25 protein-coding genes and 1 tRNA gene are annotated in these 23,748 nt (G+C 61.4%); 19 read left to right on the forward strand and 7 right to left on the reverse strand.

Annotated features, from left to right (window positions below; all coding sequences use genetic code 11):
* Nucleotides 1–9: 9 nt before the first annotated feature.
* Nucleotides 10–86 (reverse strand) — tRNA-Pro (locus PZH32_RS09360).
* A gap of 225 nt (nt 87–311) precedes the next feature.
* Between PZH32_RS09360 and PZH32_RS09365 the strand changes: the two genes are divergently transcribed.
* The 9 genes from PZH32_RS09365 (at nt 312) to PZH32_RS09405 (ending at nt 9,392) form a co-directional block, all read left to right on the forward strand.
* The gene (locus PZH32_RS09365; protein WP_275207763.1) at nt 312–746 is read left to right on the forward strand and encodes a hypothetical protein; all 435 of its coding nucleotides are present in this window, start codon (nt 312–314) and stop codon (nt 744–746) included.
* A gap of 118 nt (nt 747–864) precedes the next feature.
* Nucleotides 865–2,151, forward strand: coding sequence for a branched-chain amino acid transport system II carrier protein (gene brnQ / locus PZH32_RS09370; RefSeq protein WP_275207765.1), 1,287 nt, complete (start codon nt 865–867; stop codon nt 2,149–2,151).
* A 937-nt stretch (nt 2,152–3,088) separates the two neighbouring features.
* Complete coding sequence (locus tag PZH32_RS09375) at nt 3,089–5,023, forward strand: NADH-quinone oxidoreductase subunit 5 family protein (protein WP_275207766.1); 1,935 nt, start codon at nt 3,089–3,091, stop codon at nt 5,021–5,023.
* Nucleotides 5,024–5,039: 16 nt separating this feature from the next.
* A complete protein-coding gene (locus PZH32_RS09380) occupies nt 5,040–5,909 on the forward strand; it encodes a complex I subunit 1 family protein (RefSeq protein ID WP_275207768.1) in 870 nt (289 codons plus the stop codon).
* A 12-nt stretch (nt 5,910–5,921) separates the two neighbouring features.
* Nucleotides 5,922–6,365: an NADH-quinone oxidoreductase subunit B family protein gene (locus PZH32_RS09385; RefSeq protein ID WP_275207770.1), complete on the forward strand. Its 444-nt coding sequence runs from the start codon at nt 5,922–5,924 to the stop codon at nt 6,363–6,365.
* Between the two features lie 2 nt (nt 6,366–6,367).
* Entirely contained in the window at nt 6,368–7,099 is a 732-nt protein-coding gene (locus PZH32_RS09390) for an NADH-quinone oxidoreductase subunit C (RefSeq protein ID WP_275207772.1), read from the forward strand.
* 2 nt (nt 7,100–7,101) lie between these two features.
* Nucleotides 7,102–8,190 (forward strand): nickel-dependent hydrogenase large subunit, encoded by a 1,089-nt coding sequence (locus PZH32_RS09395; protein ID WP_275207774.1) that lies wholly within the window; start codon nt 7,102–7,104, stop codon nt 8,188–8,190.
* A gap of 6 nt (nt 8,191–8,196) precedes the next feature.
* The gene (locus PZH32_RS09400; protein WP_275207776.1) at nt 8,197–8,574 is read left to right on the forward strand and encodes a 4Fe-4S dicluster domain-containing protein; all 378 of its coding nucleotides are present in this window, start codon (nt 8,197–8,199) and stop codon (nt 8,572–8,574) included.
* A gap of 152 nt (nt 8,575–8,726) precedes the next feature.
* Nucleotides 8,727–9,392, forward strand: coding sequence for a CDP-alcohol phosphatidyltransferase family protein (locus PZH32_RS09405; protein ID WP_275207778.1), 666 nt, complete (start codon nt 8,727–8,729; stop codon nt 9,390–9,392).
* On the opposite strand, the gene PZH32_RS09410 is transcribed toward PZH32_RS09405, so the two are convergent.
* Nucleotides 9,354–9,815, reverse strand: a complete 462-nt coding sequence (locus tag PZH32_RS09410) for a hypothetical protein (protein ID WP_275207779.1) — start codon at nt 9,813–9,815, stop codon at nt 9,354–9,356. The two genes, PZH32_RS09405 and PZH32_RS09410, sit on opposite strands and share 39 nt — an antisense overlap.
* Nucleotides 9,816–9,849: 34 nt before the next feature.
* Between PZH32_RS09410 and PZH32_RS09415 the strand changes: the two genes are divergently transcribed.
* Genes PZH32_RS09415 through gluQRS form a run of 10 tightly spaced genes read left to right on the forward strand, consistent with a single transcriptional unit; the run spans nt 9,850 to nt 20,676 of the window.
* Nucleotides 9,850–11,760 carry a VanW family protein gene (locus PZH32_RS09415; protein ID WP_275207781.1) on the forward strand — a complete coding sequence of 637 codons (1,911 nt, stop codon included), beginning with the start codon at nt 9,850–9,852 and terminating at the stop codon, nt 11,758–11,760.
* Nucleotides 11,738–13,045, forward strand: coding sequence for a phenylacetate--CoA ligase family protein (locus PZH32_RS09420; RefSeq protein ID WP_275207783.1), 1,308 nt, complete (start codon nt 11,738–11,740; stop codon nt 13,043–13,045). Before PZH32_RS09415 ends, PZH32_RS09420 begins: the two co-directional genes overlap by 23 nt.
* Nucleotides 13,045–13,476, forward strand: a complete 432-nt coding sequence (locus PZH32_RS09425; RefSeq protein ID WP_275207784.1) for an amino acid-binding protein — start codon at nt 13,045–13,047, stop codon at nt 13,474–13,476. The genes PZH32_RS09420 and PZH32_RS09425 overlap by 1 nt, the downstream gene beginning before the upstream one ends.
* Nucleotides 13,457–15,004: a D-alanyl-D-alanine carboxypeptidase family protein gene (locus PZH32_RS09430; RefSeq protein ID WP_275207786.1), complete on the forward strand. Its 1,548-nt coding sequence runs from the start codon at nt 13,457–13,459 to the stop codon at nt 15,002–15,004. The genes PZH32_RS09425 and PZH32_RS09430 overlap by 20 nt, the downstream gene beginning before the upstream one ends.
* A 15-nt stretch (nt 15,005–15,019) precedes the next feature.
* Complete coding sequence (locus tag PZH32_RS09435) at nt 15,020–15,460, forward strand: FHA domain-containing protein (RefSeq protein ID WP_275207787.1); 441 nt, start codon at nt 15,020–15,022, stop codon at nt 15,458–15,460.
* Nucleotides 15,461–15,510: 50 nt separating this feature from the next.
* Complete coding sequence (locus PZH32_RS09440; RefSeq protein WP_275207788.1) at nt 15,511–17,235, forward strand: thiamine pyrophosphate-dependent enzyme; 1,725 nt, start codon at nt 15,511–15,513, stop codon at nt 17,233–17,235.
* A 9-nt stretch (nt 17,236–17,244) separates the two neighbouring features.
* Nucleotides 17,245–17,835: an indolepyruvate oxidoreductase subunit beta gene (locus PZH32_RS09445; protein WP_275207790.1), complete on the forward strand. Its 591-nt coding sequence runs from the start codon at nt 17,245–17,247 to the stop codon at nt 17,833–17,835.
* A 3-nt stretch (nt 17,836–17,838) separates the two neighbouring features.
* A complete protein-coding gene (locus PZH32_RS09450; protein ID WP_275207792.1) occupies nt 17,839–18,285 on the forward strand; it encodes an amino acid-binding protein in 447 nt (148 codons plus the stop codon).
* Between the two features lie 4 nt (nt 18,286–18,289).
* On the forward strand, nt 18,290–19,675 hold the full coding sequence (locus tag PZH32_RS09455; protein WP_275207794.1) for a phenylacetate--CoA ligase family protein: 1,386 nt from the start codon (nt 18,290–18,292) through the stop codon (nt 19,673–19,675).
* Nucleotides 19,676–19,677: 2 nt separating this feature from the next.
* Complete coding sequence (gene gluQRS, locus PZH32_RS09460) at nt 19,678–20,676, forward strand: tRNA glutamyl-Q(34) synthetase GluQRS (protein WP_275207796.1); 999 nt, start codon at nt 19,678–19,680, stop codon at nt 20,674–20,676.
* Here the strand turns inward: gluQRS and PZH32_RS09465 are convergent.
* The 5 genes from PZH32_RS09465 to nrdR all read right to left on the reverse strand — a co-directional run bounded on the left by PZH32_RS09465 (nt 20,666) and on the right by nrdR (nt 23,714).
* The gene (locus tag PZH32_RS09465; RefSeq protein ID WP_275207798.1) at nt 20,666–21,595 is read right to left on the reverse strand and encodes a prenyltransferase; all 930 of its coding nucleotides are present in this window, start codon (nt 21,593–21,595) and stop codon (nt 20,666–20,668) included. The genes gluQRS and PZH32_RS09465 overlap by 11 nt on opposite strands.
* Nucleotides 21,596–21,691: 96 nt before the next feature.
* Complete coding sequence (locus PZH32_RS09470) at nt 21,692–22,075, reverse strand: hypothetical protein (RefSeq protein WP_275207800.1); 384 nt, start codon at nt 22,073–22,075, stop codon at nt 21,692–21,694.
* A gap of 303 nt (nt 22,076–22,378) precedes the next feature.
* Nucleotides 22,379–22,813 carry a hypothetical protein gene (locus PZH32_RS09475; RefSeq protein WP_275207802.1) on the reverse strand — a complete coding sequence of 145 codons (435 nt, stop codon included), beginning with the start codon at nt 22,811–22,813 and terminating at the stop codon, nt 22,379–22,381.
* 12 nt (nt 22,814–22,825) lie between these two features.
* Nucleotides 22,826–23,263: a dUTP diphosphatase gene (dut, locus tag PZH32_RS09480; protein ID WP_275207804.1), complete on the reverse strand. Its 438-nt coding sequence runs from the start codon at nt 23,261–23,263 to the stop codon at nt 22,826–22,828.
* 4 nt (nt 23,264–23,267) lie between these two features.
* A complete protein-coding gene (gene nrdR, locus PZH32_RS09485; RefSeq protein WP_275207805.1) occupies nt 23,268–23,714 on the reverse strand; it encodes a transcriptional regulator NrdR in 447 nt (148 codons plus the stop codon).
* Nucleotides 23,715–23,748: the final 34 nt, after the last annotated feature.

Consider the following 23,748-nt stretch of genomic DNA (forward strand, 5'->3'; position numbering starts at 1 on the left):
TTTAATAGCTGGTCGGGTTGACAGGATTCGAACCTGCGACCCCTTGACCCCCAGTCAAGTGCGCTACCAAACTGCGCCACAACCCGTTGGCTTTTGGGCTCTCGCCCAAACAGCTTGTCTATAGTAACCTTCCCTTTTCACGTTTGCAAGACTTTTTTCGCCAAAATCATCGAGCGGTGCTTTATCGCGCAGGCGCTAGCCCCTCATAGTCGTGAAGCGGCTGCTTCCGATGGCTTGTGGCAAATGCCTATGAATCGAAAAGGGGAGGGTGTGGTAGGCTGATGCCAAGCTAAAACAAGGAGGATGCAACCATGAAAAAGACCATTGTGGCCGTTGATCCCTGCGATTACGAAATCCGCGGTCTGTACCGCTTCGCTTCGCTCAAGCCTACCTGCACGCTGCCCGAGGAGGTGGCGGGCGTATGGCCGGAGAATCCGCGCCTGCTGATGATTGCCGCCGATCCGGACGACGACACCTTCATTGAGAACTTGGGCATGGACTTCTGCTCGGCGCTCACGAAGGCCGATATTCCCGTGGGCGAGCTGCGCATTCTGCAGCGTGAAACCGAGAACGTGGCAAAGCCCCTGGTAGAAGGAGCTGACGTTATTGTTCTGGCCGACGGCAACGATACGAAGCGCCAGGCATTCTTCGAGGCTATCGACTTGCCGGCGCTGCTGCAGAACGCCAAGGAGGACGCCGTGCTCATCGCCCTCGACGAGCAGGCCTTGGCCACGGCCGGTTGTTAGGCGTGCTTGGCGGCTCCTTTTACGATTTTGTGCCGTTTTAAGATGAGCGCATAAATTCAGCGGTCTCCTGCGAGAATAGAGAAAATCGCAGGAGACCGCTGTTGTTTTGGGAGGAAGCATGAACAAAGATTCACTCGTCGTGGGCTTGGCGTTGTTCGCCATGTTCTTCGGCGCGGGTAATCTGATATTTCCGCCGTTTCTTGGTATGGAAAGCGGCTTCGAGTGGCCGCTGGGGCTGGCGTGCTTCGTTTTCGTCGACGTAGTCATTTCCTGCATTGGCGTTTACGCTATCAATGCCGCCGGCGGCTCTATCCTGTCTATTCAGGGAGTGCTGGGCAAGCGGGCTGGTCTGGTGCTCAACAGTGCCGCCATTTTGTGCACCGGCGTGCTCATCGCCCCGCCGCGCACGGCGGCTACCACCTACGAGATGGCCATCGCGCCGCTTCTGGGCGACGCCATCGGGCTGCTGCCGTTTTCTCTGTTGTTCTTTGCTGTGGTGCTTGCGCTGACTATTCGCCCCACGCGCATTGTGGACATTGTCGGCAAGATCCTTACCCCCGTGCTGGTGGTGGGCATCATTATCATGGTGGTGTCGGGCATTGCCGACCCGCTGGGCCCGGTGGTAGCGCCTGAGTCCGCTACCGTAGTGGCCGACGGCATTTCGGCCGGGTATCAGACCATGGACATTCTTGCCGTGGTGGGCTTTGCCATCATCGTGCAGGAATCGGTGCGCGCAGCCGGCTATCAATCGGCCCGCGACCAGCTGTCGGTGACGGCCCGCGCCAGCCTGGTGGCCTGCATTTTGCTGACGCTTATCTACGGCGGCCTTACCTACTTGGGCGCCACGGCTGCCACAGTGGTGTCCCACGATGTCAACCAGGCCACGCTCATCACGCTTATCACCGAGCAACTGATGGGCCCTGTGGGCCTCATCGTGCTCGGCGTCGTCGTCGGCTTCGCCTGCCTAACCACCGCTGTGGGCCTGTGCGGTGCCACGGCCGAGTACGTCGAGCGCATCTCCAACCGCCGCATCAGCTACCGGACGGGGCTGATCAGCGTCGTGGTCATCGCCCTGCTCATCTGCAATTTGGGTCTCACGAACATCATCAACATGGCCGCCCCCATCCTCTCGGTCATTTGTCCGCCGTTCATGATTACCGTCATCCTGCTTCTGTTCCGCAAGCGCATCAAAAGCACCTGGACCTTCAAAGGCGCGGCCCTGGTCGCCGTGGTCGCCAGCCTCATGCTCACCATCAACGACCTCACGGGAGCTCTCAGCTTCGTCGAGGCGGCCCCACTCTACGAATACGGCTTCAGCTGGCTTATTCCCGCCCTTTTGGGCGCCGCAGCCGGCGCCCTCCTCGGAGCCAAGTTCGATCACCGCCGTCAGCTAGCAGGGGAGTAGCGGACGGCCCCGCCGCCCCCGCAGGGCGGGAGCTGACGGCCCTGCCGCTTCCGCAGGGCGGGAGCGGACGCCTTGTCGCCCTCGCCGCCGCGTCATTTCCGCGGGGGCAGGAGTTTGGAGGCGATTGGCCAAGACTGATTTAGGTTCCAAGATCCGTCAGTTTGGTCCCCTCAGCATTGCCAAAACTAACTTAAGTTCCAAGAACTGGCTGTTTGGTTCCCGCGACACTGCCAGAACTGAACCGTTTGGTTCCCCTGGTCCGTAAAACCCCAGGTCGGAATACTTCCATTAGAGAAGTCGGGGTACCAAACCGATCCCTATTGGAACCTAGCGATCGGCCCTGGATCGGCTTGGGGTCGGTTCGGGATCGGTCCGGGATGTCCTGGGACCAAATCGGACGCAAACTTGCCCCGTTGCTCCAGCTCGAGGCGAGTAGCGGACGGCCCCGCCGCCCCCGCAGGGCACCGTCTGAACACCAAAAAAGAAAAGCGGCCGAAGGCCGCCCAGTAAATGCATGAGGGAGCGCAGCGCACGAGCGAAGCGAGCAGCGGAGCGGCGCGTGCTCGGAGTGGGGCAGCGGGGCCGTCCGCGGCCAGGTGGAGCAACCCGGAACCATCCAGCAACCGCGCGCAAGGCCGAAGGCCGAGCAAGCGGGAGCGGCGCAAGTGGGTCAGCCCGAGAAACCCAGCAACCGCGCGCAAGGCCGAAGGCCAAGCAAGCGGGAGCGGTCCAGGTGGAGCAACCACCAAAGCCGCCTAGCTAGCGCACGTGCACAAAATTTCTCCACCCTTTACCGAGCAATAGCCCCAAGGTCCCCAAGCGGCAGCGCTCACCTGCGCCTCCTTTGCTAAGGTACTGCCCAGGTCCTTCGGGATCTTGTTCTTTTCGTCGGCAAATAAAGGCGAAAGGGGCCGAATTAGGGTAAGGAGGATCCTGCATGGAATTCAGCTTTGGATTGCTCGGATTTCTCATTGTGTTCCCCCTGATTGTCGCGGCAGTGCTGCTGTTCGTTAAGCAGGACAAGGCGCGCAACATCGTGGTGTGCGTTTCCGGTGTCGTCATCGGCATCGCTTCGGTCATCATGGTGGTGCTCAATCTGGGGGCATCGTGCACGCTCTTCGAATTCGAGAGCGAGGCGCTCGATTTCGTCTGCACGGCTATCAGCTGCCTCATCGCTGGCACGATTATTTGGTTCGCCGTTCGCTATAAGAACGTGTGGGCGGCTGTGCTTGCGGCGGTGCAGGTGGTGGGCGCTATCGTGCTCGAGTTTGCTTTCGCCCACGAGATCGAGGTGCCCTACGGCCTCTATTTCGACTCGCTGTCCTTGCTGATGGTGTTCATCATCGGCGTGGTGGGCTCGGGCATCTGCATTTACGCTCTGGGCTACATGGAGGACTTCCAGGCTCATGAGCCCGTGGGCGCGCCGGATCGCCGTCCGATGTTCTTCGCCCTGATGTTCGTGTTCCTGTCGGCCATGTTCCTCATCGTGTTCGCCAACAACATGGAATGGATGTTCACGGGCTGGGAGGTAACCACCCTGTGCTCCTTCTTGCTTATCGGCTACACGCGTACCGAGGAGGCCATGAGGAACGCCTTCCGCCAGATCATCATGAATCTTGCCGGCGGCCTGGGCTTTTTGGTGGCGCTGTACTCTTGCGCCCTGACGGTGGGCACGTTCTCCTTCTACGAGTTCCTGGTGCTGGGCGTGAATAACCCGGCTCTGGTCACCCTGGCCGTAACAGCTCTGGCCTTCGCTGGTATCACGAAGGCGGCTCAGATGCCCTTCCAGACGTGGCTGCTCGGCGCCATGGTGGCCCCTACGCCTACCAGTGCGCTGCTGCATTCCTCCACTATGGTGAAGGCCGGCGTGTTCATGCTGGTGAAGCTGGCTCCCATCATGCAGGTGTGCCCGACGCCCTCGCTCATGGTCATGCTGGTGGGCGGCATCACTTTCGTGCTCTGCTCGTTCATGGCTATCTCGCAGTCGAACGCCAAGCGCGTGCTGGCTTACTCCACCATCGCCAACCTGGGCCTGATCACGGCCTGCGCCGGCGTGGGCACCGCCGAGGCGGTATGGGCCGCGTGCTTCCTCATTCTGTTCCATGCCATTGCGAAGTCGCTGTTGTTCCTGTGCGTCGGCACGGCCGAGCACCACATTGGTAGCCGCGACATCGAGGACATGGACCTCCTGTTCGACCGCATGCCCCGCCTGGCCCGTTTCATGATGCTGGGCATCATGTGCATGTTCATCGCGCCCTTCGGCATGCTGATGGCGAAGTGGGCAACGCTCGTGTCCTTCGTGGACGCGCGCCAGGTGGCCCTCATCCTCATTCTGGCCTTCGGTTCGGCGGCCACGTTCATGTTCTGGGCCAAGTGGCTCGGCAAGCTGGCCGGTATTGCGGGTAATCCTCAGAACGTCGAGACCACGGTGCGTCCCACCGAGTGGGTGTCGCTGCTGCTTATGGCGGTGCTGCTGGTGCTGGCCTGCGTGTTCCTGCCCTTCATTTCCGCGCTCAACGTCGAGCCCTATGTGTACTCGGTCTACGGTACGCTGGGCCAGGACATCACGGGCGACAACCTGTGGCTGGCTTCCATCTGCACGGCCGTGGTGGTCATCGTGCTCTTCTCGGGGCTGGGCTCCAAGCAGAAGGGGCGCCGTGTGGGCGTGTATCTGGCCGGCGTCAGCCGCGACAACGACACGCGCTCGTTCCAGAACTCCCTGTCCGGTACCACCGAGGCCTCGGCCCGCAACTGGTACATGGATGCGGTCTTCGGCGAGAAGCGCATCGCTCCGGTGGGCGTGGTGTTCAATTCGGTCATCATGGTCGTTACCTTCGTAGTGGCCTTCGTCCTGACCCCCATGGTCTTCTAGGAAGGGTGTGATATTCATGTCTTTGCTCGCTATGCTTATCGGCACCCTTCTGTTTGCCATTCTGGGCCCGGTTATCGGTTGCTTCCTGGCCGGTCTCGATCGCATTATCTCGGCTCGCATGCAGGGCCGTGTGGGACCGCCGCTGCTGCAGCCCTACTACGACGTGCGCAAGCTCTTTGAAAAGGAGCGCGTGTCGGTAAACAGCGTGGAGTCGATCTATGTGGCCTGCGCGCTGTTGTTCGCCGTGGTGGCCGGCGGTGTGTTCTTCTCCGGTGGCAACCTGCTCATGTGCGTGTTCATCATCACCCTGTCCAGCCTGTTCTTCATCATGGCGGCCTACTCCACCCGCTCTCCCTACGCGGAGGTGGGCGCGGCTCGCGAGACGCTGCAGGTTATGTGCTACGAGCCCATGGTGCTGCTGATGGCCGTGGCCTTCTTCCAGGCCTCGGGCTCCTTCGATGTGGCGGCGGTGCTCGGCCTCAGCCATCCGGTGGTGTGCACCATTTGGCTTGTGTTCCTGGGCGTGTTGTTCATCCTGACCATCAAGCTGCGCAAGTCGCCCTTCGATCTGTCCATGTCCCATCATGCCCATCAGGAAATTGTCCGCGGCGTGACCACGGAGATGTCCGGTCCCACCCTGGGTCTGGTGGAGATCATGCACTGGTGCGAGAACGTCCTGTTCCTTGGCTGGATCGGCATGTTCTTTGTCTGGGCAAACCCCATCTCCCTTGTTATTGCCCTGGTCATCGTGCTATTGGTGTACTTCCTGGAAATTTGGATCGACAACAATTTCGCGCGTGTGAAGTGGCAGTTCATGTTCAAGTCGGCATGGCTCGTGGCCTTAGTGGCCGGCGGCGTGAACGTGGCCGTCCTCGCGTTTCTGTAAGGAGGGATAACCATGGCATTTGCTTCAAAATCACCGTGGGTCATCCACTACGACGGCTCCAGCTGCAACGGCTGTGACATCGAGGTGCTCGCCACCTTGTGCCCGGGCTTCGATGGCGAGCGTTTCGGCGTCATCAACACGGGCAATCCCAAGCACGCTGATATCTTCCTGGTCACGGGCAGCGTGAACGAGCAGAACATCAACGTGGTGAAGGAGATCTACGACCAGATGCTCGAGCCCAAAGTGGTGGTGGCCTGCGGCATCTGCGCCTGCTCCGGCGGCGTCTTCCATGATTGCTACAACGTGATCGGCGGCGTGGATCAAGCTATTCCCGTCGATGTGTACGCTCCGGGCTGCGCCGTGCGCCCCGAGCAGCTCATCGACGCTATCGTCCAGGGTGTGGCCGTGCTCGACGAGAAGTCGAAGGCCCTCAAAGCGGCCAAGAAGGGAGCGTAACCATGGCAACCTTTTCCCAGGACTTCAAGGACCTTGCCTTCGAGGACATCCATGCCTCGGCGGCAGAGCGTCAAGCCGCAGGCTGGCGCTACGTGCAAATTCTGGCGGTGAACACCGAAAACGGCGTTGACCTGGTCTATTCCTATATGCTCAACGGCGTGCTCGACAACCTGGTAGTGCGCGGTGTGACGGCCGAGCAGGTGGTGCCCTCCATTACCGACGTCTATCTCGAGGCTTTTGTCTGCGAGAACGAGATCCACGACCTTTACGGGCTCAACATCGCCGGCATCGCCATCGACTTCGGCGGCAACTTCTACCAGCTGGCCGAGAAGGCGCCCATGACGGTCATCTCGCCGGCGCAGCTGGCTGCCCGCGAGAAGGCGAAGAAGGTGGCCGCGGCCAAGGCCGCGAAGGAGGCGGCGGCCCAGAAGGCTGCCGAGGCCCCGGCGGCAGCGCCCGTCATCGACGAGGCCGCTATTCAGGCCAAGATTGCCGGCCTGGATCCGGAGAAGGCCGCTAAAGTGCGGGCCGCCATGGAGGCGAAGATGAAGAAGGCCGCCGCCGAGGCCGCCCCCGCTCCGGCCCCTGCGGCCCCCGTCATCGACGAGGCCGCCATTGAGGCCAAGATTGCTGGTCTCGACCCGGAGAAGGCCGCCAAGGTGCGAGCCGCTATGGAGGCGAAGATGAAGAAGGCTGCAGAAGCGGCTGCGAACGCAGAAGGGGAAGGTGAGTAGGCATGAGCAAGGCGACAATCATTCCCTTCGGCCCCCAGCATCCGGTGCTTCCGGAGCCTTTGCACCTCGATTTGGTGGTGCAGGACGAGACGGTGGTCGATTGCATTCCCCAGATCGGCTTCGTCCATCGCGGCCTTGAGAAGCTGGTGGAAACGCGCGATTACAACCAGTTCATCTACATTGCCGAGCGCATTTGCGGCATCTGCGCCATGGGCCACTCCCTGGGTTATGCGGAAACCGTCGAGGAGCTGATGGGCGTCGAGGTGCCCAAACGCGCCGAGTACCTGCGCGTTATCTGGCACGAGCTGTCTCGTGTTCATTCGCATCTGCTGTGGCTCGGCCTGGCGGCCGACGCCTTCGGCTTCGAGTCCATGTTCATGCACTGCTGGCGCCTGCGCGAGCGCGTGCTCGACATCTTCGAGAAGACCACCGGCGGCCGCGTCATCCTTTCCGTGGTGAAGGTGGGCGGCGTGGTGCGCGACATCGACGACGCCCAGATGCGCGAGATCTGCTCGGTGCTCGAGGGCATTCGCGGCGAGTACACCACCATCATGAACACCCTGCTCACCGACACGTCGGTTAAGAACCGCACCGTGGGCGTGGGCTATCTGTCCCAGGCCGATGCCGTGGAGCTTTCCATGGTCGGCCCCTTCGCCCGTGCCTCCAACGTGGCCTACGACGTGCGCATGTTCGGTCGCGGCGCCTACGGCGATCTGTCCGACTTCAAGGCGATCACCGACAACGGCGGCGACTGCTTCGCCCGCGTGAAGGTGCGCTGCCTGGAGGTGCTGCAGTCCATCGACATCATCGAGGAGCTGGCGGCCAAGATGCCCGCCGGCGACATTGCCGTGGACGTGAAGGGCTCGCCGGCCGACGGCGCCCAGGCCTCCAACGTGCTCGAGCAGCCCCGCGGCGAGTGCTACTACTACGCGCGCGGCAACGGCACGAAGAACCTGGAGCGCATGCGCATGCGCACGCCTACCTCGCAGAACCTTGCGGGCATGACCGTGGCTCTCAAGGGCTGCGATCTGGCGGACGTGAACATGATCATTCTCACCATCGACCCCTGCATCAGCTGCACGGAAAGGTAGGCCGACATGGGTAGTTTCAAACTCGGAGGCATGACCTTCGGCTCGCTGTTCAAAAAGCCCGAGACCATCCTGTACCCGTTCGAGCAGAAGCCGGCCCCGGCGGGTCTCAAGGGCCACGTGGCCAACGACGCCGCCCGCTGCATTCTGTGCGGTATCTGCCAGAAGTGCTGCCCCGCCGATGCTATTGTGGTGGAGAAGAAAGAGCGCACGTGGTCCATCGATCCGTTCCGCTGCGTGCAGTGCGGTTCCTGCGTTCGCCAGTGCCCGAAGCACTGCCTGACCATGGAGCCCACCTACACGGCCGTGGCCACGGCCCAGTCCTGCACGGTGGTGACGGTGCCCGATCCGAAAAAGGAGGCGGCGGCCGCCGAAGCCACGGCTTAAGCGTCCTTGTGACCAAATTGTAATCTACGGAGTGTCAGGAACTCCGTGGTGACCATGGGGAAGCCGTGCGCTTCTGATAAAATCGAAAAGCGAGACAACCGTCCGGGCTCCTCGAGGAGTCCGGACTTTTTGAGAGACAGAAAGGTAGGGGCATGCCCGACACGCACACCACCGCTTCGGCCCCAGAAGAGGTCACGTCGAAAATCTTCACCTTGGCCAACGTGGTGTCCTTTGTCCGTTTGTGCATGGTCCCCGTTTACCTGGTTCTTTTGCTCAACGGCTATAACTTGGCGGCCACCTTGGTGTTTGCCGCCTCGGCCTTCACCGATTTTCTCGATGGCCAAATTGCCCGGCGCACCCATACGGTGTCACGGTTGGGGCAAATCCTCGACCCGGCGGTGGATCGTATCCTTATGATCACGGGCGTTTTAGGCGTCTTTTTGGTGGGTCGCATTCCTCTGTGGGTCATTATCGTGGTGGTGGTGCGCGATGCCTACCTGCTCATTGCCGGCGGTTGGCTGCTGTCCCGCTTCCACATTCGCGTTCCTGTTATTTATCCGGGGAAGTTCGCTACCACGTTTCTGTTCATCGGCTTTTCCGGCCTGCTTTTGAACTGGCCTCTTATTCCCGGCTTGGGTTGGTGCGATTTCTCCTGGCTGCCTGGTTTTAACGGCGCGTTGGTGTCCTGGGGTATTTGGTTCATTTATGCAGGGCTGGTGCTGTCGCTGGGCGTCACGGTGTACTACAGCGTGGCCGGAGCGAAAAAACTTGCCGCCGTCTTATCGCAGAAAAGCACCGCGGGCGATGGCGACGTCTAAGCGTCCCGCGGCCAACAACCGCGACCCCCGCAAAAAACCCACTCGTGCCGCCTCCTCTTCGAAGAAGAAGGCGGCTTCTTCGTCTTCTCGACCCGCCGCTTCGAGTCGTGCGGCCAAAAGTTCGGCAGGCGCCTCGTCGCGGACGACGCGTTCGCGCAGCGCCAGGGCGGGGGAGCCTTTGCGCATGCCGAGCCACCGTTCGAGCACTCCGGCAAAGCGCCCTGCCTCGACGCAGCGGGCAGCCGGTGCTGCGGCTTCGTCTCGTTCGCGCTCCGCATCGTCGGGCCGTCCCGCTGCTAAGCGCGGTTCCTCCCAGGGAGCGACGGCTAAAGCGGCCTCGCCGCGCAGCCCGCGCAAGGGCGCGGCGGTTCCTGCGGGGCGGACAGCAGCTTCCTCGTCTCGCAGCGCTGCCCGAAATACCACGCGGACGCCCCGCGCCGATCAACGCTCTCGGCGCATGCCGCGGCTGGTCATGGTGGTTCTGGCCGTGGTGCTCTTGGCGGTTGTCGCCGGCGGCATCGACGGCCTGATCAACGGTTCGCGCATCTACCAGGGGGTCACCCTCGGGTCCATCGATGTCTCCGGCATGACGCGCGAGGAGGCGCGGGCGGCGGTGGACGCTACCTATGGGCCGCGCGTCAAAGAGGGCTGCGGCTATATTTTCGCTAGCGAGGAGGCGGCCCAGACCCTCGATATCGATAGCCAGCTGGCTGAGCAAGATGCCACCGCCGAGCAGTCCTCGGTGGAGGAGGCGCGCCAGAACAAGCAGCTGTGGGTGGCCGAGGCGGGCACGTTGGGAGCGCGTATCCCCGTAACCGAGCTGGTGGAGGAGGCGTTTTCCGTGGGCCGCAGCGGCGGCATCCTGGAACGCGCCGAGGCTGCTGCCCAGGGCCGAGCCATACCCGTGCGCCTTGAGTTCGACGAGGAGGCCGTAGAAGCCTTGGCCTCGGACATCGACGAGACTATCGGCGACCCGCAGAAGGACTGGGGCATCGCCATCGAGGACGGCGCGGTGTCGGTGACCGAGGGCCATGACGGGACCATTGTGAGCCGCGAGGATCTTCAGAATCGCCTCCAAGAGGGCTATCTCAGCGCTGAGAGCAGCAAGTTCTCCTTTGTGGCCGAGGCTCACTATGCACCGCTGCGCATCGATGAGGCGTCGGCTCAGGTCACGGCCGATTTCGTGCAGGCCGTGCTCGACCGAGGCGTGGCCTTTGGCTTCGAGGGCGATGTCTGGGACGTGGCCGGATCGGCCCTGGGCCCCTGGATCACCACCACGGTGGAGGGCTCGGAAGGCGCGTGGCGCCTGGTGCCCTCCATCGACGCCTCTGTGGCTCGAGCCGACTTGCTCGCGCTGATCCGAGGCGCCGGATTCACCTCCGGAGCCACCGTGTCCTTCCAGCGCGAGGGGAGCGAGGTGTGGGTGCTTACGGCTTCTGGGTCGCGCTATCCCCAGCTGGCCGACGCTGTAGCCGCGGCCGATACGGACTTGTTCGGCGCTTTCGCCTCTTCGGGGTCGACCACGGTGGCCGAGGACGTGCCCCAGGTAACCATCGATTGGGGGGCGGCTCCCGAGCGCAGTACTTTCGAAGAGGCGCTCGATCTGGGGCTTATCAGCGAAATTTCCACCTTCACCACCGAATACAACGACAGTCCCTCCACGGCCAATCGCCGCCACAATATCCACCGTGCCGCTGATTTGCTGAACAATTCCGTGGCGCCGGCCAATGGGGGCACCTGGTCGTTCAACGATACCGTGGGCGAGGCGTCCGTGGAGTCCGGCTTCCAGGCGGCCCATGCCATCATCAACGGCGAGTACGACGACGCCATCGGCGGTGGTATCTGCCAGGTAGCCACCACGGTGTTCAACGCCGTGTACGAAGCGGGTTTTCCTGTGACCGAGCGCCGCAACCACTCCCTCTACATCTCCAGCTATCCCACGGGTCGCGATGCGGCCATCGCCTATCCTGATCTTGACCTCACATGGGAAAATGACAGTTCTTCTGATGTTTTGGTGCGGGCTCGCTACACCGACAGCACCCTAACCGTTACACTGTATGGCATCGACCCGGGCTATGTGGTCACCACGAAAACCGGGGATTGGGCCGAAGGCGAGGCCTATCGAACTAAAACCCAGGTCGACGAGAACGAGCCCGAGGGCACCCGCTACGTCAAGACGACGGGGGCCGACGGGCGCAGCGTCACCGTGCACCGCACGGTGCGCGATAGAAGTGGGAATGTGCGGCACGAAGAGGACTTCACGTCCAATTACGCGCCCATCGACGAGGTGATCGTAGTGGGACCGAACACCCCGACGGAAAGCGACCAGGAAAAGGAGGACGACGGTGTACTTCCAACCGGAGATTGAGACCATGCCGCGCGAGGAGCTGCGCGAATTGCAGGTGGAGCGCCTGCGCGAATCGCTGCGCAACGCCTATGAGAACGTGGAGCTGTATCGCCAGCGCTTCGATGAGGCCGGCGTTACTCCCGACGATCTGCAATCCCTCGAGGATCTGCAGAAGTTTCCCTTTGTGGTGAAGCAGGACATGCGCGATGCCTATCCCTTCGGCATGTTCGCCCGCGAGAACGCCGACGTGGCCCGCATCCACGCCTCCTCGGGCACCACGGGCCAAGCTACCGTGGTGGGTCACACCGCCTCCGACCTCAAGAACTGGGGCGACTGCTTCGCCCGCGGCATTGCCATGGTGGGCGGCACGAAGGATTCCACCATTCAGGTATCCTACGGCTACGGTCTGTTCACCGGTGGCCTTGGGGCCCATGCCGGCGGCGAGGCCATGGGCTGCACCGTCATCCCCACATCCTCGGGGAATACGAAGCGCCAGATTCAGATGATGAAGGACTGCAAGACCGACATCCTCTGCTGCACGCCTTCCTATGCTCTGCTCATTGCCGACACGGCCATTGAGATGGGCTACGATCCCGCTACCGAGTTTCAGGTTTCCGGCGGTATCTTCGGTGCCGAGCCCTGCTCCGAGAACATGCGTCAGGAAATTGCCGATAAGCTGGGCCTTCAGTACTGCGACGTGTACGGCCTCTCCGAGATCATGGGCCCGGGCGTGGCCATGGAGTGCAAGGAGCGCGGCGGTCTGCACATTGCCGAAGACCAGTTCTTCTGCGAGATCATCGATCCCGAGACCCTCGAGGTGCTTCCGGACGGCGAGGTGGGCGAGCTGGTCATCACCACGCTCACTCGCGAGTGCTCGCCTATGATCCGCTATCGCACCCGCGACGTCACTACCATTATCGACGAGCCCTGCGCCTGCGGCCGCACCCATCGCAAGATCGGGCGTCTGCTGGGCCGTACCGACGACATGCTCATCATTCGCGGCGTGAACGTGTTCCCGTCCCAGATCGAGCAGGTCATCACCGAGTTCCCGGAGATTGCCACCCAGTACCAGATCGTCCTCACCACGCGTGGCCCGCTCGATCATGTGGAGCTGCAGGTGGAAACCGAGCCCGATTTCCCCATCGACGAGGTGCGCGCCCTGGAGGATCTGCGCAGCCGTCTGGGCGCCGCGCTCAAGAGCAATCTGCAGGTGGCCGTGGATATCAAGTTTGTGGAGCCCAAGACCATTACCCGTTCCGAGGGCAAGGCGAAGCGCGTTATCGACCTGAGAGGGGAGACCAACTAATGATTTCTCAGCTGACGGTTTTTCTCACCAACGAGAAGGGGCGCCTGGCTGCGGCCACGCGCACCCTGGCCAATGCCAACATCAACATGAAGGCCCTGTTTATTGCCGATACGGCCGATTTCGGCATCCTGCGCATCTTCTGCGACACCCCCGAGCGCGCGGCCGCTGAGCTGTGCGAGGCGGGTTTTCGCGCCACGCTGACGCCGGTGATTGCCGTGTCGGTGGCCGACGAGCCCGGCACCTTGGCCGACCTGCTCGGTTTCTGCGAGGGCGCCTCCATGAACGTCGAGTACGGCTATTGCTTCTGCACGGCCGACGGCCGCGCCATTGACGTTTTGAAGATTGAAGGGGACCAGGCCGAGGCGGTGCTTGCCGAAGCCGGGTTCACTATCCTTGCTCCGGAAGATGTCTATGCGGTCGATGCACGTTAAGCTGTCGCCTTCCGTTGGTTCTGCCTGCGAGCGCACCGGTCTGAAGGGCCGGGCGCTCGCCTGTTTCTGGGCGCTCCTGTGCGCCGTGGCGCTTACGGGCGCTCTGGCGGCGCCGGCGTGGGCCGAGGTGCGGGCCACCGATGAGCTGCTGGGCCAGACGGTGGAGGAGCGCGGCGTACCAGCCGTGGCGTGTCCCAACGTCACGGCGAAGTACGCCATGCTCATGGACGACCAGGGCACGGTTTACTTCGCGCGCGACGTGAACGAGCCGTCCCATATTGCCTCCATCACGAAAGTGATGACGGCCATCGTGGCGCTGGAGAACGCCTCGCTTGAGGATACGGTTACCGTGACGCCCGAAGCAGCACAGATTGGCGAGTCGACGGCCAGCCTTGCGGCGGGCGATACCCTCACTATGAAGGCCGCCCTGACGGGTCTGATGGTTTCCTCGGGCAACGACGCAGCCATTGCCATTGCCGATACGGTGGGCGCCATGCTGAAAACGTCCGACGATCAATCGAACAACGAGGCCTTCGTGGCTGCCATGAACGCGAAAGCGGCCGAGCTGGGCATGAACGACACCTTGTTCGCGAACCCCCATGGTCTCGATATCGGCGCCTACGATGACGAGATGTACAGCACGGCCCACGATGTGGCCGTCATGTGCCGCCATGCCATGGAAAACGAGACGTTCCGCGACATCGTGGCCCAGGACAAAGCCCAGATTACCGTGAAGCGCGGTAAGGAGGCCCTGGTCATCAACTTGGTGTCCACCGATCTGCTGCTGGGCGTCTACGAGGGGGCCTGCGGCATTAAGACCGGCTACACCGAGCAGGCCGGGCAGTCCTTTGCCGGCGCCTGCCAGCGCGATGGCTCCTACCTCTACGCCATCGTTCTGGGCGCCCCTTCGGAGAACGGGCGCTTTGAGGATGCCGAGACGCTCTTCGATTGGGTGTACAACAACCAGGTGGACTACCCGCTGGCTCACACCAGCCAAACCACCACCATGACCGTGGACGGTACGGCCACCGAGGTGCCCCTCATTGCCGAGGTACCGTTTACCGCGTGGCCCGACAAGCGCGTCAAGGCCACGCTGGCCGATCCGACGGCCTCTGTTGAGGTGTTTGCGTTCGAGGGCAACGTCAGCCAGGAGTTCGTGTATGCTGATCTGAGCGGATCCGTTGCCGTGGGCGACGTGGTCGGTCAGGTGAACTTCTATCAGAACAACGAGGTTATCGCTACCCAAGATCTGGTGGCCACCGAGGACGTTGCCGGCCCCGACTTCCTTCAGGGCTTGGGCATTTGGTGGGATCGACTGTGGCAGGGCCTGGGCGGCCATACCGTCGTGGCCGAGCCGCTTGTGTACAACGAGACGCCGCTCATCTACAGCAAGTCCACGACGCCCCAGGTCACCGAGACCCGGCCCGAAAAGGCCGAGCAAGAGTCCGAGGGCGATCAGTCCACCGACGAGGGTTCCAGCGAGTCCTCCCAAGATCAAGCGCCCGCTTCAGCGGGCGAGACCAACTAAGAGAAGGAGAGAGCCATGAGCGAAGTATGCCCGGTGTGCTCCCACCCCGTGTCGCCCGGCGATGCCGTTTGTCCTACCTGCGGCTTCAAGCTGCTCGGCGCCACTCAGGCCTTTAAGCCCCTGGTTATGGAGGCTGAGGAAGTAGCCGCCGTGGAGGCGGCGCCGACCCAGGCGTCCTTGAACGTGGTGCGCGGTCCTCAGGTGGGCATGAGCTACACGCTGAAGGCCGAGCCCATGACCGTGGGCCGCAGTCCGCAGTGCTCCATCTTCCTCAACGATATGACCGTGTCGCGCATGCACGCTACCATTGAGCCCGAAGGACGCTGCTTCGTCATCCGTGACGCCAATTCCTTCAATGGCGTGTGGGTGAACAATGAGAACATCGAGGCGCGCACGCTGCGCCCCGGCGATTACGTGCAGATTGGCACGTTCTGCCTGCAGTACGAGGAAAACTAAGGTACCGCCGCGGTCTGGGGAGGCCGCCTGAGAAGACGAGGAAAGAGTCTATGGAGTTGATGTCGGGAAACGAGGCCATCGCTCAGGGCGCCTGGGAAGCCGGGTGCACCATCGGCGTGGCCTATCCGGGTACTCCGTCCACGGAAACGCTCGAGGCGTTTGCGAAGAAGGACGATGTGTACGCTGAATGGTGCGTGAATGAGAAGGTAGCCGTCGAGGTGGGTGTCGGCGCTTCGGCAGCCGGCGCGCGCGTGCTGGCCACCATGAAGCATGTCGGCGTGAACGTGGCTGCCGACCCCTTGTTCACCGCGGCCTATACCGGCGTCGGGGGCGGCTTCGTCATTCTGGCCGCCGACGATCCGGGCATGTACTCCTCGCAGAACGAGCAGGACTCCCACTACTACGCCATGGCGGCGGCGCTTCCGTGCCTCGATCCCGCGGATTCTGCCGAGGCCCTGCAGTTCACCCGCGAGGCCTTCGAGCTGTCCGAGCGCTTCGACGTGCCCTTCCTCATTCGCTCCAGTGTGCGTATCTCGCACACGAAGACGCCGGTGGAGCCCGGCGAGCGCCAGCCGGTGCCGCTGCGTCCTTACGAAAAGGACCCGCGCAAATGGGTGATGATGCCCGCGTTCGCCAAACCGCGTCGTCTTGTCCAGCTGGACCGCATCGATGCCTTGCGCGACTGGGTCGAGGACTGTCCCTACAACAAGATCGAGCGCCGCGGGTCGGCGGTGGGCGTGGTCTGCGCCGGCGCGGTCTACCAGCATGTGGTGGAGGCGCTGCCCGATGCCAGCGTCTTCAAGTTGGGCGTCACGTGGCCCCTGCCGGCTCAGGCTCTGCGCGATTTCGCTGCCTCAGTGGATAACCTCTACGTGGTGGAGGAGGCGTCCACCTATCTAATCGACGCGGTGCGCGCCTGCGAGGTAACCGTGACCGAAACCCCGCATCCGCTGCCCCGCGCCGGCGAGCTGACCCCCGGCTTGGTTCGTGCTGCCTTTGGTGGGGAAGAGCTGCCCCATGCGGCTCCCGTGGAGGGCTTGCCCCCCCGACCGCCGGCGCTGTGTGCCGGATGTCCTCATCGCTTGGTGTTCAAGGAGCTTTCCCGTATGAAGGCCATCGTCACCGGCGATATCGGCTGCTATACCTTGGGCGCCTTGCCGCCGCTGTCGGCCATGGACACCACGGTGGATATGGGTGCCTCGGTCTCTATGTCCCATGGCTTCGAGCTTGCCTTGGCGGGCATCGACCACAAGCCCGTGGTGGCGGTCATCGGTGACTCCACCTTCGCCCATTCGGGCTTGAGTTCGCTCATCTCTACCGTGTACAACCAGGGCTCGGGCACCGTGTGCGTGCTCGACAACCGCACGACGGCTATGACCGGCCGCCAGGGAAATCCTTTCAACGGCGTGACGCTTCAGGAGCGGCCGAGCCGCGAGCTGAACATCGAGGCCGTTGTGACGGCTCTAGGCGTCGAGGACGTGCGGGTGATCGACCCCAACGATGCCGAGGCCGTGCGCACGGCCTTGAAGGAGGCCACGGCTTTCGAGGGCCTCTCGGTGCTGGTGTTCCGTTCTCCCTGCGTGTTGTTGGAGCGCGTGAACAAGACGCCTTACGAGGTTACCAGCAAATGCACCGCTTGCGGCGTGTGCGCCACCCTGGGCTGCCCGGCCATCGCCCGCGATGAGATGGGCGTGGCCTACATCGATCGCGCCCAGTGCATCGGGTGCGGCCAGTGCGCGCAATACTGCCGCTTCGACGCCATCGTCAAGGAGTAGGGGAGAGCTATGAGCGATACGAAAACAGTGCTTTTGTGCGGCGTGGGCGGGCAGGGCACCATCCTTGCCGCCGATCTTTTGGCCTTCGGCTGCATGCGCGCCGGTCTTCAGGTGAAGGTATCCGAGATTCACGGCATGTCCCAGCGCGGCGGCGCCGTTACCACCGTGGTGCGCGTCGGTGAAAACGTGCAGTCCATGGTAGCCGACGAGGGCAGTGCCGATATCATCGTGGCCTTCGAGACTACCGAGGCTCTGCGCAATCTTCCCAACTTGAAGGAGGGCGGCTCGCTGATTGTCAACGACGAGGCCATTAAGCCCCTGCCGGTGCTCACCGGGGCCGCGTCGATGCCCGCCCATCCCCGCGAGACCTTGATCGAGGCCGGAGCGCTTTTGGTGCCGGCGGCCGATGTTGCCTGGAAGGTGGGCAATCCCAAGACGGCCAACGTGGTGCTGCTCGGTGCCTTGACGGCGCGCCTCGATATTCCCGAGGACGTATGGGTTGCCACCATCGAGGACCGCGTGCCCCCGCGCACCATCGAGGCCAACATAGCAGCCTTGCGCGCCGGCCGCAATTTCGTGCTTGACCAGGAAGGGAAGTAGATCATGACGGTATCCCAGATCAGCGTTTTCGCCGAAAGCAAGCCGGGCCACCTGGGTCGCGTGTTGAGTCTCTTCGACCAGGCCGGCGTCAGCGTGCGCGGCTATTCCGCTTCCGACACCGGCGAGTACGGCATTCTCCGCTTCGTGGTGGACAAGCCCGAGGCGGCTTACGCGGCGCTCCGCGAGGCAGGATGCGCCTGCGTGGTTTCTCCCGTGCTCTGCCTTAAGCTGGAGGACAAGCCCGGCGAGTTGCTGCGCGTTATGGGGGTCTTGGCTGAATGCGGCATCAACGTGGTGTACAGCTATTCCATGATCTCCACCTACATTGTGCTCTCTACTACCGATCCCGAGCAGGCGCGTCAGCTTCTGGCTGATCAGCCCGTGGAAACCATCTCTCAGGAAGATATCACGCGCTACGTTGCCGAGCGCCCTGACTGGAAGGAGGCCTAGAGCCATGGCGTGTGCCGAGGAATCCTTTGCCGTTACGCAGAAGGGAGCCGCCCTGCGCGCGGCCCAGGAAGGCCGTTTCGACGAGCTGCCCATCTTCGATCGCGCCATCGAGTGCGCCTCGCGTGAGGAAATCGAGGCTCTTCAGTTGGAGAAGCTGAAGAAGCAAGTGGCTTATACCTACGAGCGCGTGCCCTGGTATCGCCAGAAAATGGACGAGATGGGGGTGGCGCCCGAGGATATCCAGACTTTGGCCGATGTGCGCAAGCTGCCCTTTACGGACAAGACGGTGCTGCGCGACACGTTCCCGTTCGGCCTGTTTGCCGTTCCGCTGTCCGACGTGCGCGAACTTCACTCCTCATCGGGCACCACGGGCAAACCGGTGGTGGTGGGCTACACGCCCGACGATATGGATGTCTGGAGCGATTGCATCGCGCGCCTCGTGCAAATGGCCGGCGTGGTGCCGGGCGATGTGGCCCAAATGGCCTTTGGCTACGGCATGTTCACCGGTGGCTTCGGCCTGCACTACGGCCTGCAGAAGCTGGGATGCGCCATGATTCCCGCGGGGTCGGGCAATACCGAGCGCCACATTCAGATGATCGAGGACTACGGCACTACGGTGCTGGTGGCCACGCCTTCCTATGCCATGCATATTTGCGAGGTGGGGGAGCAGATGGGCTACGATTGGGCCTCGTCTCCCTTGCGCGTGGGTCTTTTCGGCGGCGAGCCGTGCCCGCCGGGCCTGAAGGCGGAAATCGAGCGTCGCATGCACATTACTTGCACGGACAACTACGGACTTACCGAGGTTATGGGCCCGGGCGTATCCGGCGAGTGCCTGGCCGAGCGCTTCCAGCAGCACATTGCCGAGGACCACTTCCTGTGGGAAGTGGTGGATCCCGAAACCGGCGAGCCGGTGGGCGAGGGCGAGATGGGCGAACTGGTGCTCACGCCCCTCGACAAGCAGGCTATCCCGGTGCTTCGCTATCGCACCCATGATCTTACCTGCGTGCATACCGAGCCCTGCGCCTGCGGCCGTACCCATGCGCGCATGGACAAGGTGCGCTCGCGCAGCGATGACATGCTCATTATCCGCGGTACTAATGTATTCCCGTCCCAGATTGAGGATGTACTCAGTGGTATTGAGGAAGTCACGCCGCATTACCACATTGTGGTGGACACCAAGAACGGCATGGACGTGTTCACGGTAGAAACCGAGCTGCGCCCCGAGGCCTTCTCCGACTCCTTCGAGTCCATGAACGCCATCAAGGAGAACATCGCTGAGAAGCTGAAGAGCACGCTTTTGGTGGCGCCGACGGTGCGTTTGGTAGAGCCCGGCGGCATTGAGCGCGCTGTGGGCAAGGCCAAGCACGTCGATGATCGACGCAAGAAGTAGCCATGACGGCGGCTTGCGGCGCTTCGGCGTCTGACGGTGAGCGCACGGGGGTACCCGGTGGCGACCGTGCCGTGGTGGGACGGTTCGCCCCTTCGCCGACGGGCCGTATGCACGCGGGCAATATTTTCGCGGCTCTGGTGGCGTGGCTGGTGGCCAAGTCCCAGGGGGGACGCATGGTGCTGCGCGTGGAAGATCTTGACCGAGAGCGATCGAAACCGCAGTTCATCGATGGCGTGCAACGAGATTTCGAAGCTCTGGGGCTGTATTGGGACGAAGGTCCCTTTTTCCAGCACGACCGCGACGAGGCCTATCAGGCGGCTTTTGCCCACCTGCAAGAGCGCGGTTTGATTTACCCCTGCTATTGCACCCGAGCCGATCTCCATGCCGCCTCGGCGCCCCATCATGGCGAAAAGCCCGTGTATCCGGGAACGTGCCGTTCTTTGAGCGCTTCCGAAAGGGCGAAGCGCGAGGCTGCGGGTCGTCGACCGGCGCAGCGTCTGACGGTACCTGACGAAACCATTACGTTCGATGATCTGATTCAGGGTGTCACCACGCAGCGGCTCGATATCGAGTGCGGCGATTTTCTGATCCAGCGTTCCGACGGCGCCTTTGCCTACCAGCTGGCCGTAGTGGTGGATGACGCTGCTCAGGGCGTGAATTCCGTGGTGCGCGGGGTGGACCTGCTGTGCTCGACGCCGCAGCAGATCTACTTGCAACAGTTGCTCGGTCTGCCTTCGGCGCAGTATGCCCATGTGCCGCTTCTTGTGGCTGAGCAGGATCGTCGCCTTTCCAAGCGGGATAAAGATGCGGCTCTCGATGAGCTGCTTGAGCGATTCAAAACTCCTGCGGCGGTAATAGGGTATATTGCCGGCATAACCGGTCTGGCCCCAACCACTGATCCTGCTACCCCCGAGGAGTTGCTGGATCAGTTTTCCCTTGATGGGCTGCCCGATTGCTTTATCGACAACGTGCAGATTCGCTGGCCTGGCGCTACAGCATAAGAGCGCAGGCGTAGAATGCCCCGAGGGCCACGTTCACGCTGCAAATTTGTCCCATCGCGCCGACGCGCGAGGCAGGGATCAGGGGATTCTTCCAGAGCCCCACCATGAGAGGATAGCAGGCCAGTACCATAAAGGGCAAAACGATAATGCCGTGGGCAAACCAAAGGCAGATAATCAGAACGATGGCGCAGGCCCACGTTACCAAAAGGCCATGATAGAGCGCGCGGGATTTCGGACGCCCCAGAAGTACCGGCAAAGTTTTGCGCTGGGCCTCGACGTCCTTCTCAATGTCGCAGGTATTGTTCGTCATCATGATGAGTCCGACGCCGATAATAGTGGGTACGCTCCAAAGAAGCATCATCCAGGAGAAGGTCCCCGAGAGCACCTGGTAGCAGGCGAGGGGAATAAGGCCGCCCATCACGCCACCGCTGACCAGCTCGCCGATGGGCAGGTAGGAGATAGGGGTTTTCCCGCCTGAATACAGCACCACCATGAGAGCGCCAACAAGGGCAATGACCAGGGGAATAAAACCAGCTTGGAAAATAACGTAGAGGCCCAACAGGAAGGCCGCAACTAAGAGTCCGATAGCGTACATGAGCACCGTGCGCGGGTTCACATGATTGTAGACCAGCACCGCGTCGGTCACTTCTACATTGTCCTCGGCGCTGTCGGTGCCCTTGACGAAGTCGAAATAGTCGTTGAAGGTGTTGACGGAGGACTGCATAAGTATGCAGATGACAAGCAGTACCAGGGCCATAAGAGGGGAGAAGACGCCGCGCGTGGCCACCGTGCATCCCACGGCTATGAGAACAGGCAGGATAGCGGCAGGCCAGGTATGGGGGGCTGCCAGTTGTACCATAAGCCGCGGTGTAAGAGGGGAGTAGGACTCCCCCTCCCCTTTTTTAAAATCAGTACGCATGTTCGTTTTCTTTCACACTATAAGATTTTTGCTCCATTATAAAAGAAGGCACCTGTAATCAGGTGCCTTAAGGGTTTTGTTGGAGCAAGCCGCAGGTTAGTTGGTCATAAGAGCAGCGGAAATGTCGCCCGAAGTAGACGAAGCCGGTTCCCATACGTCATTGACCTTAGTGTACGTGATGGTGATAGGCTCGGTAGGTTTGAGCTCAACGCCATCCAAGGAGCCGGTGACAATTTCACCGATCTTCTTGTTGATGTCCTCGTTGGACATGCCGGCCAGCTCGTCAGGGTTCTCCGTAATCTTCGTTACGGCTTCTTCAAGAGCCTGCTGATAACCCGTATAGCTTTTGCACGTCAGAGTGATCTGAGCTTCAGCGGTGTCGCCGTTGACGTTAATGCTGTCGATGGTGTAATCGAAGCCGTCAAGATACGCCTTCATGAACTCAACGCCGTCGATGCCATACATCGAAAGCTGGCTCATATTGATGCTTTCGGAAAACTCGTTGACAAAGCTGTCATCCAGATCCTTGATGCTATTCAACTCAGAGGTGAGCGACTGTTCGATGACTTGAGAGTCATCCTGAGGCTGAGAGCAGCCAGAGAAGGCAACCAGACTAAAGGCGAGGGCCAAAACGAGAATAAAAGAGGCGAGAATCCCTGTACTCTTATTCAATGAATTTACTTTACATAACATAGATTATCAGCCTTTCTATCGTAGCTCTTAAGAGAGCGTTGGTATCCACTGCGGATTATTGTAGCCGATAGCTGTGGAGGCGCCGTGAGCTTAGCCCCAGGCCGATTCTCCTGATGAGGGCGCTGACGGCGATGTGGCAACTCCGTTACCCAGCAGCGAGCTGTAGTCTCCGGACTGCATGGCATCCATAAGGGCCGGCAGCATGGTGACAACCCCGATAATATTGAGAACGAGAGCCACCAGGCTAATGAAGATTCCCATGAAGGCGGTTTGTTTAAGCGCTCGAGCATAGCCCACGTACGGTGATTCAGGATTGGCAAGCACGCGCTTGGTTTTGATGAGCGCTATGATGGCGCAGACCAGAGACACTGTGCTGAGGAGCACGCCGCCGATAATGAACGACACCGGGCCGCCAATGGTGGCAATGGTGGACAAGGTGCGGGCTGAATTAAGGTTTGCTTGTTCGGCGAAAGCCTGAACACTCTTATCAGGATCGATCTGAGGCTTGTTCTCTGGTTCTGACATGAAAACTCGATTCTACTGAAGTCCGCTGCTGCCAAAGCCAGCGGAACCGCGTTCGCTTATTGACAAAGAGTCAACAAGGTTGAAATGAACAGTGGGTACGGGAATGATCATGAGCTGGGCGATGCGATCACCGCGGGAGAAAGAAAATGCCTGGTCAGTATCGGTATTGATAAGACATACCTTGATTTCTCCGCGATAACCGCTGTCGATCAGGCCGGGTGCATTAACCACCGAAATGCCATGCTTTGCCGCAAGACCGCTGCGCGGCAAAACCAGGGCTGCATAGCCTTCGGGAAGCTCGAGGGCGAACCCACAGGGCACGAGCCTACGCTCGCCCGGCTGCAGCACACCGTCGACGGTGCTGCGAATATCAAGGGCTGCATCGCCATCATGGGCGTAGGCAGGCGCTGGCATGGCGGGATCGAGAAGGGTAACGTTGACGGCAAGCATGGCACTACCCTATTTCGCTGAGAGCTTGAGAGAACTCCTCGATGCTCTGGAAGTCTTTGTAGACGCTGGCAAAGCGAATATAGGCCACGTCATCAAGGTTGGCCAGGCGTGCGAGAACCATATCGCCCAGGTCTTTCGATTTGATTTCCGTGCGCTGCGAGGAGCGCAGTTCGGTTTCGATGCTAGCGATAAGGTTGTCGATTTTCTCCGGCGTAATGGGCCGTTTTGCGCAGGCAATAAGCAGGCCGCGCATGAGCTTCTCGCGATTGAAGACCTCGGAAGAGCCGTCGGTTTTGGTGACGAGAATAGGGTTTTCAGCCAGACGCTCGTAGGTGGTAAAGCGATGACCGCACTCGAGACACTCGCGCCGACGACGAATAGAGGCGCCCTCGTCCGCAGAGCGAGAATCGACCACTTTAGACTCTGGGTAGCCGCAGGATGGGCAGCGCATAGGGCCTCCTAACAATGAGTTGAAAACCCATGAT

The organism is Adlercreutzia equolifaciens, assembly GCF_029076695.1.
Lineage (GTDB): Bacteria > Actinomycetota > Coriobacteriia > Coriobacteriales > Eggerthellaceae > Adlercreutzia > Adlercreutzia equolifaciens_A.

Excerpts from the sequence above, each read along its gene's own strand:
- PZH32_RS09365 (WP_275207763.1), top strand. The coding sequence starts at position 312 with ATGAAAAAGACCATTGTGGCCGTTGATCCCTGCGATTACGAAATCCGC.
- brnQ (WP_275207765.1), top strand. The coding sequence starts at position 865 with ATGAACAAAGATTCACTCGTCGTGGGCTTGGCGTTGTTCGCCATGTTC.
- PZH32_RS09375 (WP_275207766.1), top strand. The coding sequence starts at position 3,089 with ATGGAATTCAGCTTTGGATTGCTCGGATTTCTCATTGTGTTCCCCCTG.
- PZH32_RS09380 (WP_275207768.1), top strand. The coding sequence starts at position 5,040 with ATGTCTTTGCTCGCTATGCTTATCGGCACCCTTCTGTTTGCCATTCTG.
- PZH32_RS09385 (WP_275207770.1), top strand. The coding sequence starts at position 5,922 with ATGGCATTTGCTTCAAAATCACCGTGGGTCATCCACTACGACGGCTCC.
- PZH32_RS09390 (WP_275207772.1), top strand. The coding sequence starts at position 6,368 with ATGGCAACCTTTTCCCAGGACTTCAAGGACCTTGCCTTCGAGGACATC.
- PZH32_RS09395 (WP_275207774.1), top strand. The coding sequence starts at position 7,102 with ATGAGCAAGGCGACAATCATTCCCTTCGGCCCCCAGCATCCGGTGCTT.
- PZH32_RS09400 (WP_275207776.1), top strand. The coding sequence starts at position 8,197 with ATGGGTAGTTTCAAACTCGGAGGCATGACCTTCGGCTCGCTGTTCAAA.
- PZH32_RS09405 (WP_275207778.1), top strand. The coding sequence starts at position 8,727 with ATGCCCGACACGCACACCACCGCTTCGGCCCCAGAAGAGGTCACGTCG.
- PZH32_RS09415 (WP_275207781.1), top strand. The coding sequence starts at position 9,850 with ATGCCGCGGCTGGTCATGGTGGTTCTGGCCGTGGTGCTCTTGGCGGTT.
- PZH32_RS09425 (WP_275207784.1), top strand. The coding sequence starts at position 13,045 with ATGATTTCTCAGCTGACGGTTTTTCTCACCAACGAGAAGGGGCGCCTG.
- PZH32_RS09430 (WP_275207786.1), top strand. The coding sequence starts at position 13,457 with ATGCGGTCGATGCACGTTAAGCTGTCGCCTTCCGTTGGTTCTGCCTGC.
- PZH32_RS09435 (WP_275207787.1), top strand. The coding sequence starts at position 15,020 with ATGAGCGAAGTATGCCCGGTGTGCTCCCACCCCGTGTCGCCCGGCGAT.
- PZH32_RS09440 (WP_275207788.1), top strand. The coding sequence starts at position 15,511 with ATGGAGTTGATGTCGGGAAACGAGGCCATCGCTCAGGGCGCCTGGGAA.
- PZH32_RS09445 (WP_275207790.1), top strand. The coding sequence starts at position 17,245 with ATGAGCGATACGAAAACAGTGCTTTTGTGCGGCGTGGGCGGGCAGGGC.
- PZH32_RS09450 (WP_275207792.1), top strand. The coding sequence starts at position 17,839 with ATGACGGTATCCCAGATCAGCGTTTTCGCCGAAAGCAAGCCGGGCCAC.
- PZH32_RS09455 (WP_275207794.1), top strand. The coding sequence starts at position 18,290 with ATGGCGTGTGCCGAGGAATCCTTTGCCGTTACGCAGAAGGGAGCCGCC.
- gluQRS (WP_275207796.1), top strand. The coding sequence starts at position 19,678 with ATGACGGCGGCTTGCGGCGCTTCGGCGTCTGACGGTGAGCGCACGGGG.
- PZH32_RS09465 (WP_275207798.1), bottom strand. The coding sequence starts at position 21,595 with ATGCGTACTGATTTTAAAAAAGGGGAGGGGGAGTCCTACTCCCCTCTT.
- PZH32_RS09470 (WP_275207800.1), bottom strand. The coding sequence starts at position 22,075 with ATGAGCCAGCTTTCGATGTATGGCATCGACGGCGTTGAGTTCATGAAG.
- PZH32_RS09475 (WP_275207802.1), bottom strand. The coding sequence starts at position 22,813 with ATGTCAGAACCAGAGAACAAGCCTCAGATCGATCCTGATAAGAGTGTT.
- dut (WP_275207804.1), bottom strand. The coding sequence starts at position 23,263 with ATGCTTGCCGTCAACGTTACCCTTCTCGATCCCGCCATGCCAGCGCCT.
- nrdR (WP_275207805.1), bottom strand. The coding sequence starts at position 23,714 with ATGCGCTGCCCATCCTGCGGCTACCCAGAGTCTAAAGTGGTCGATTCT.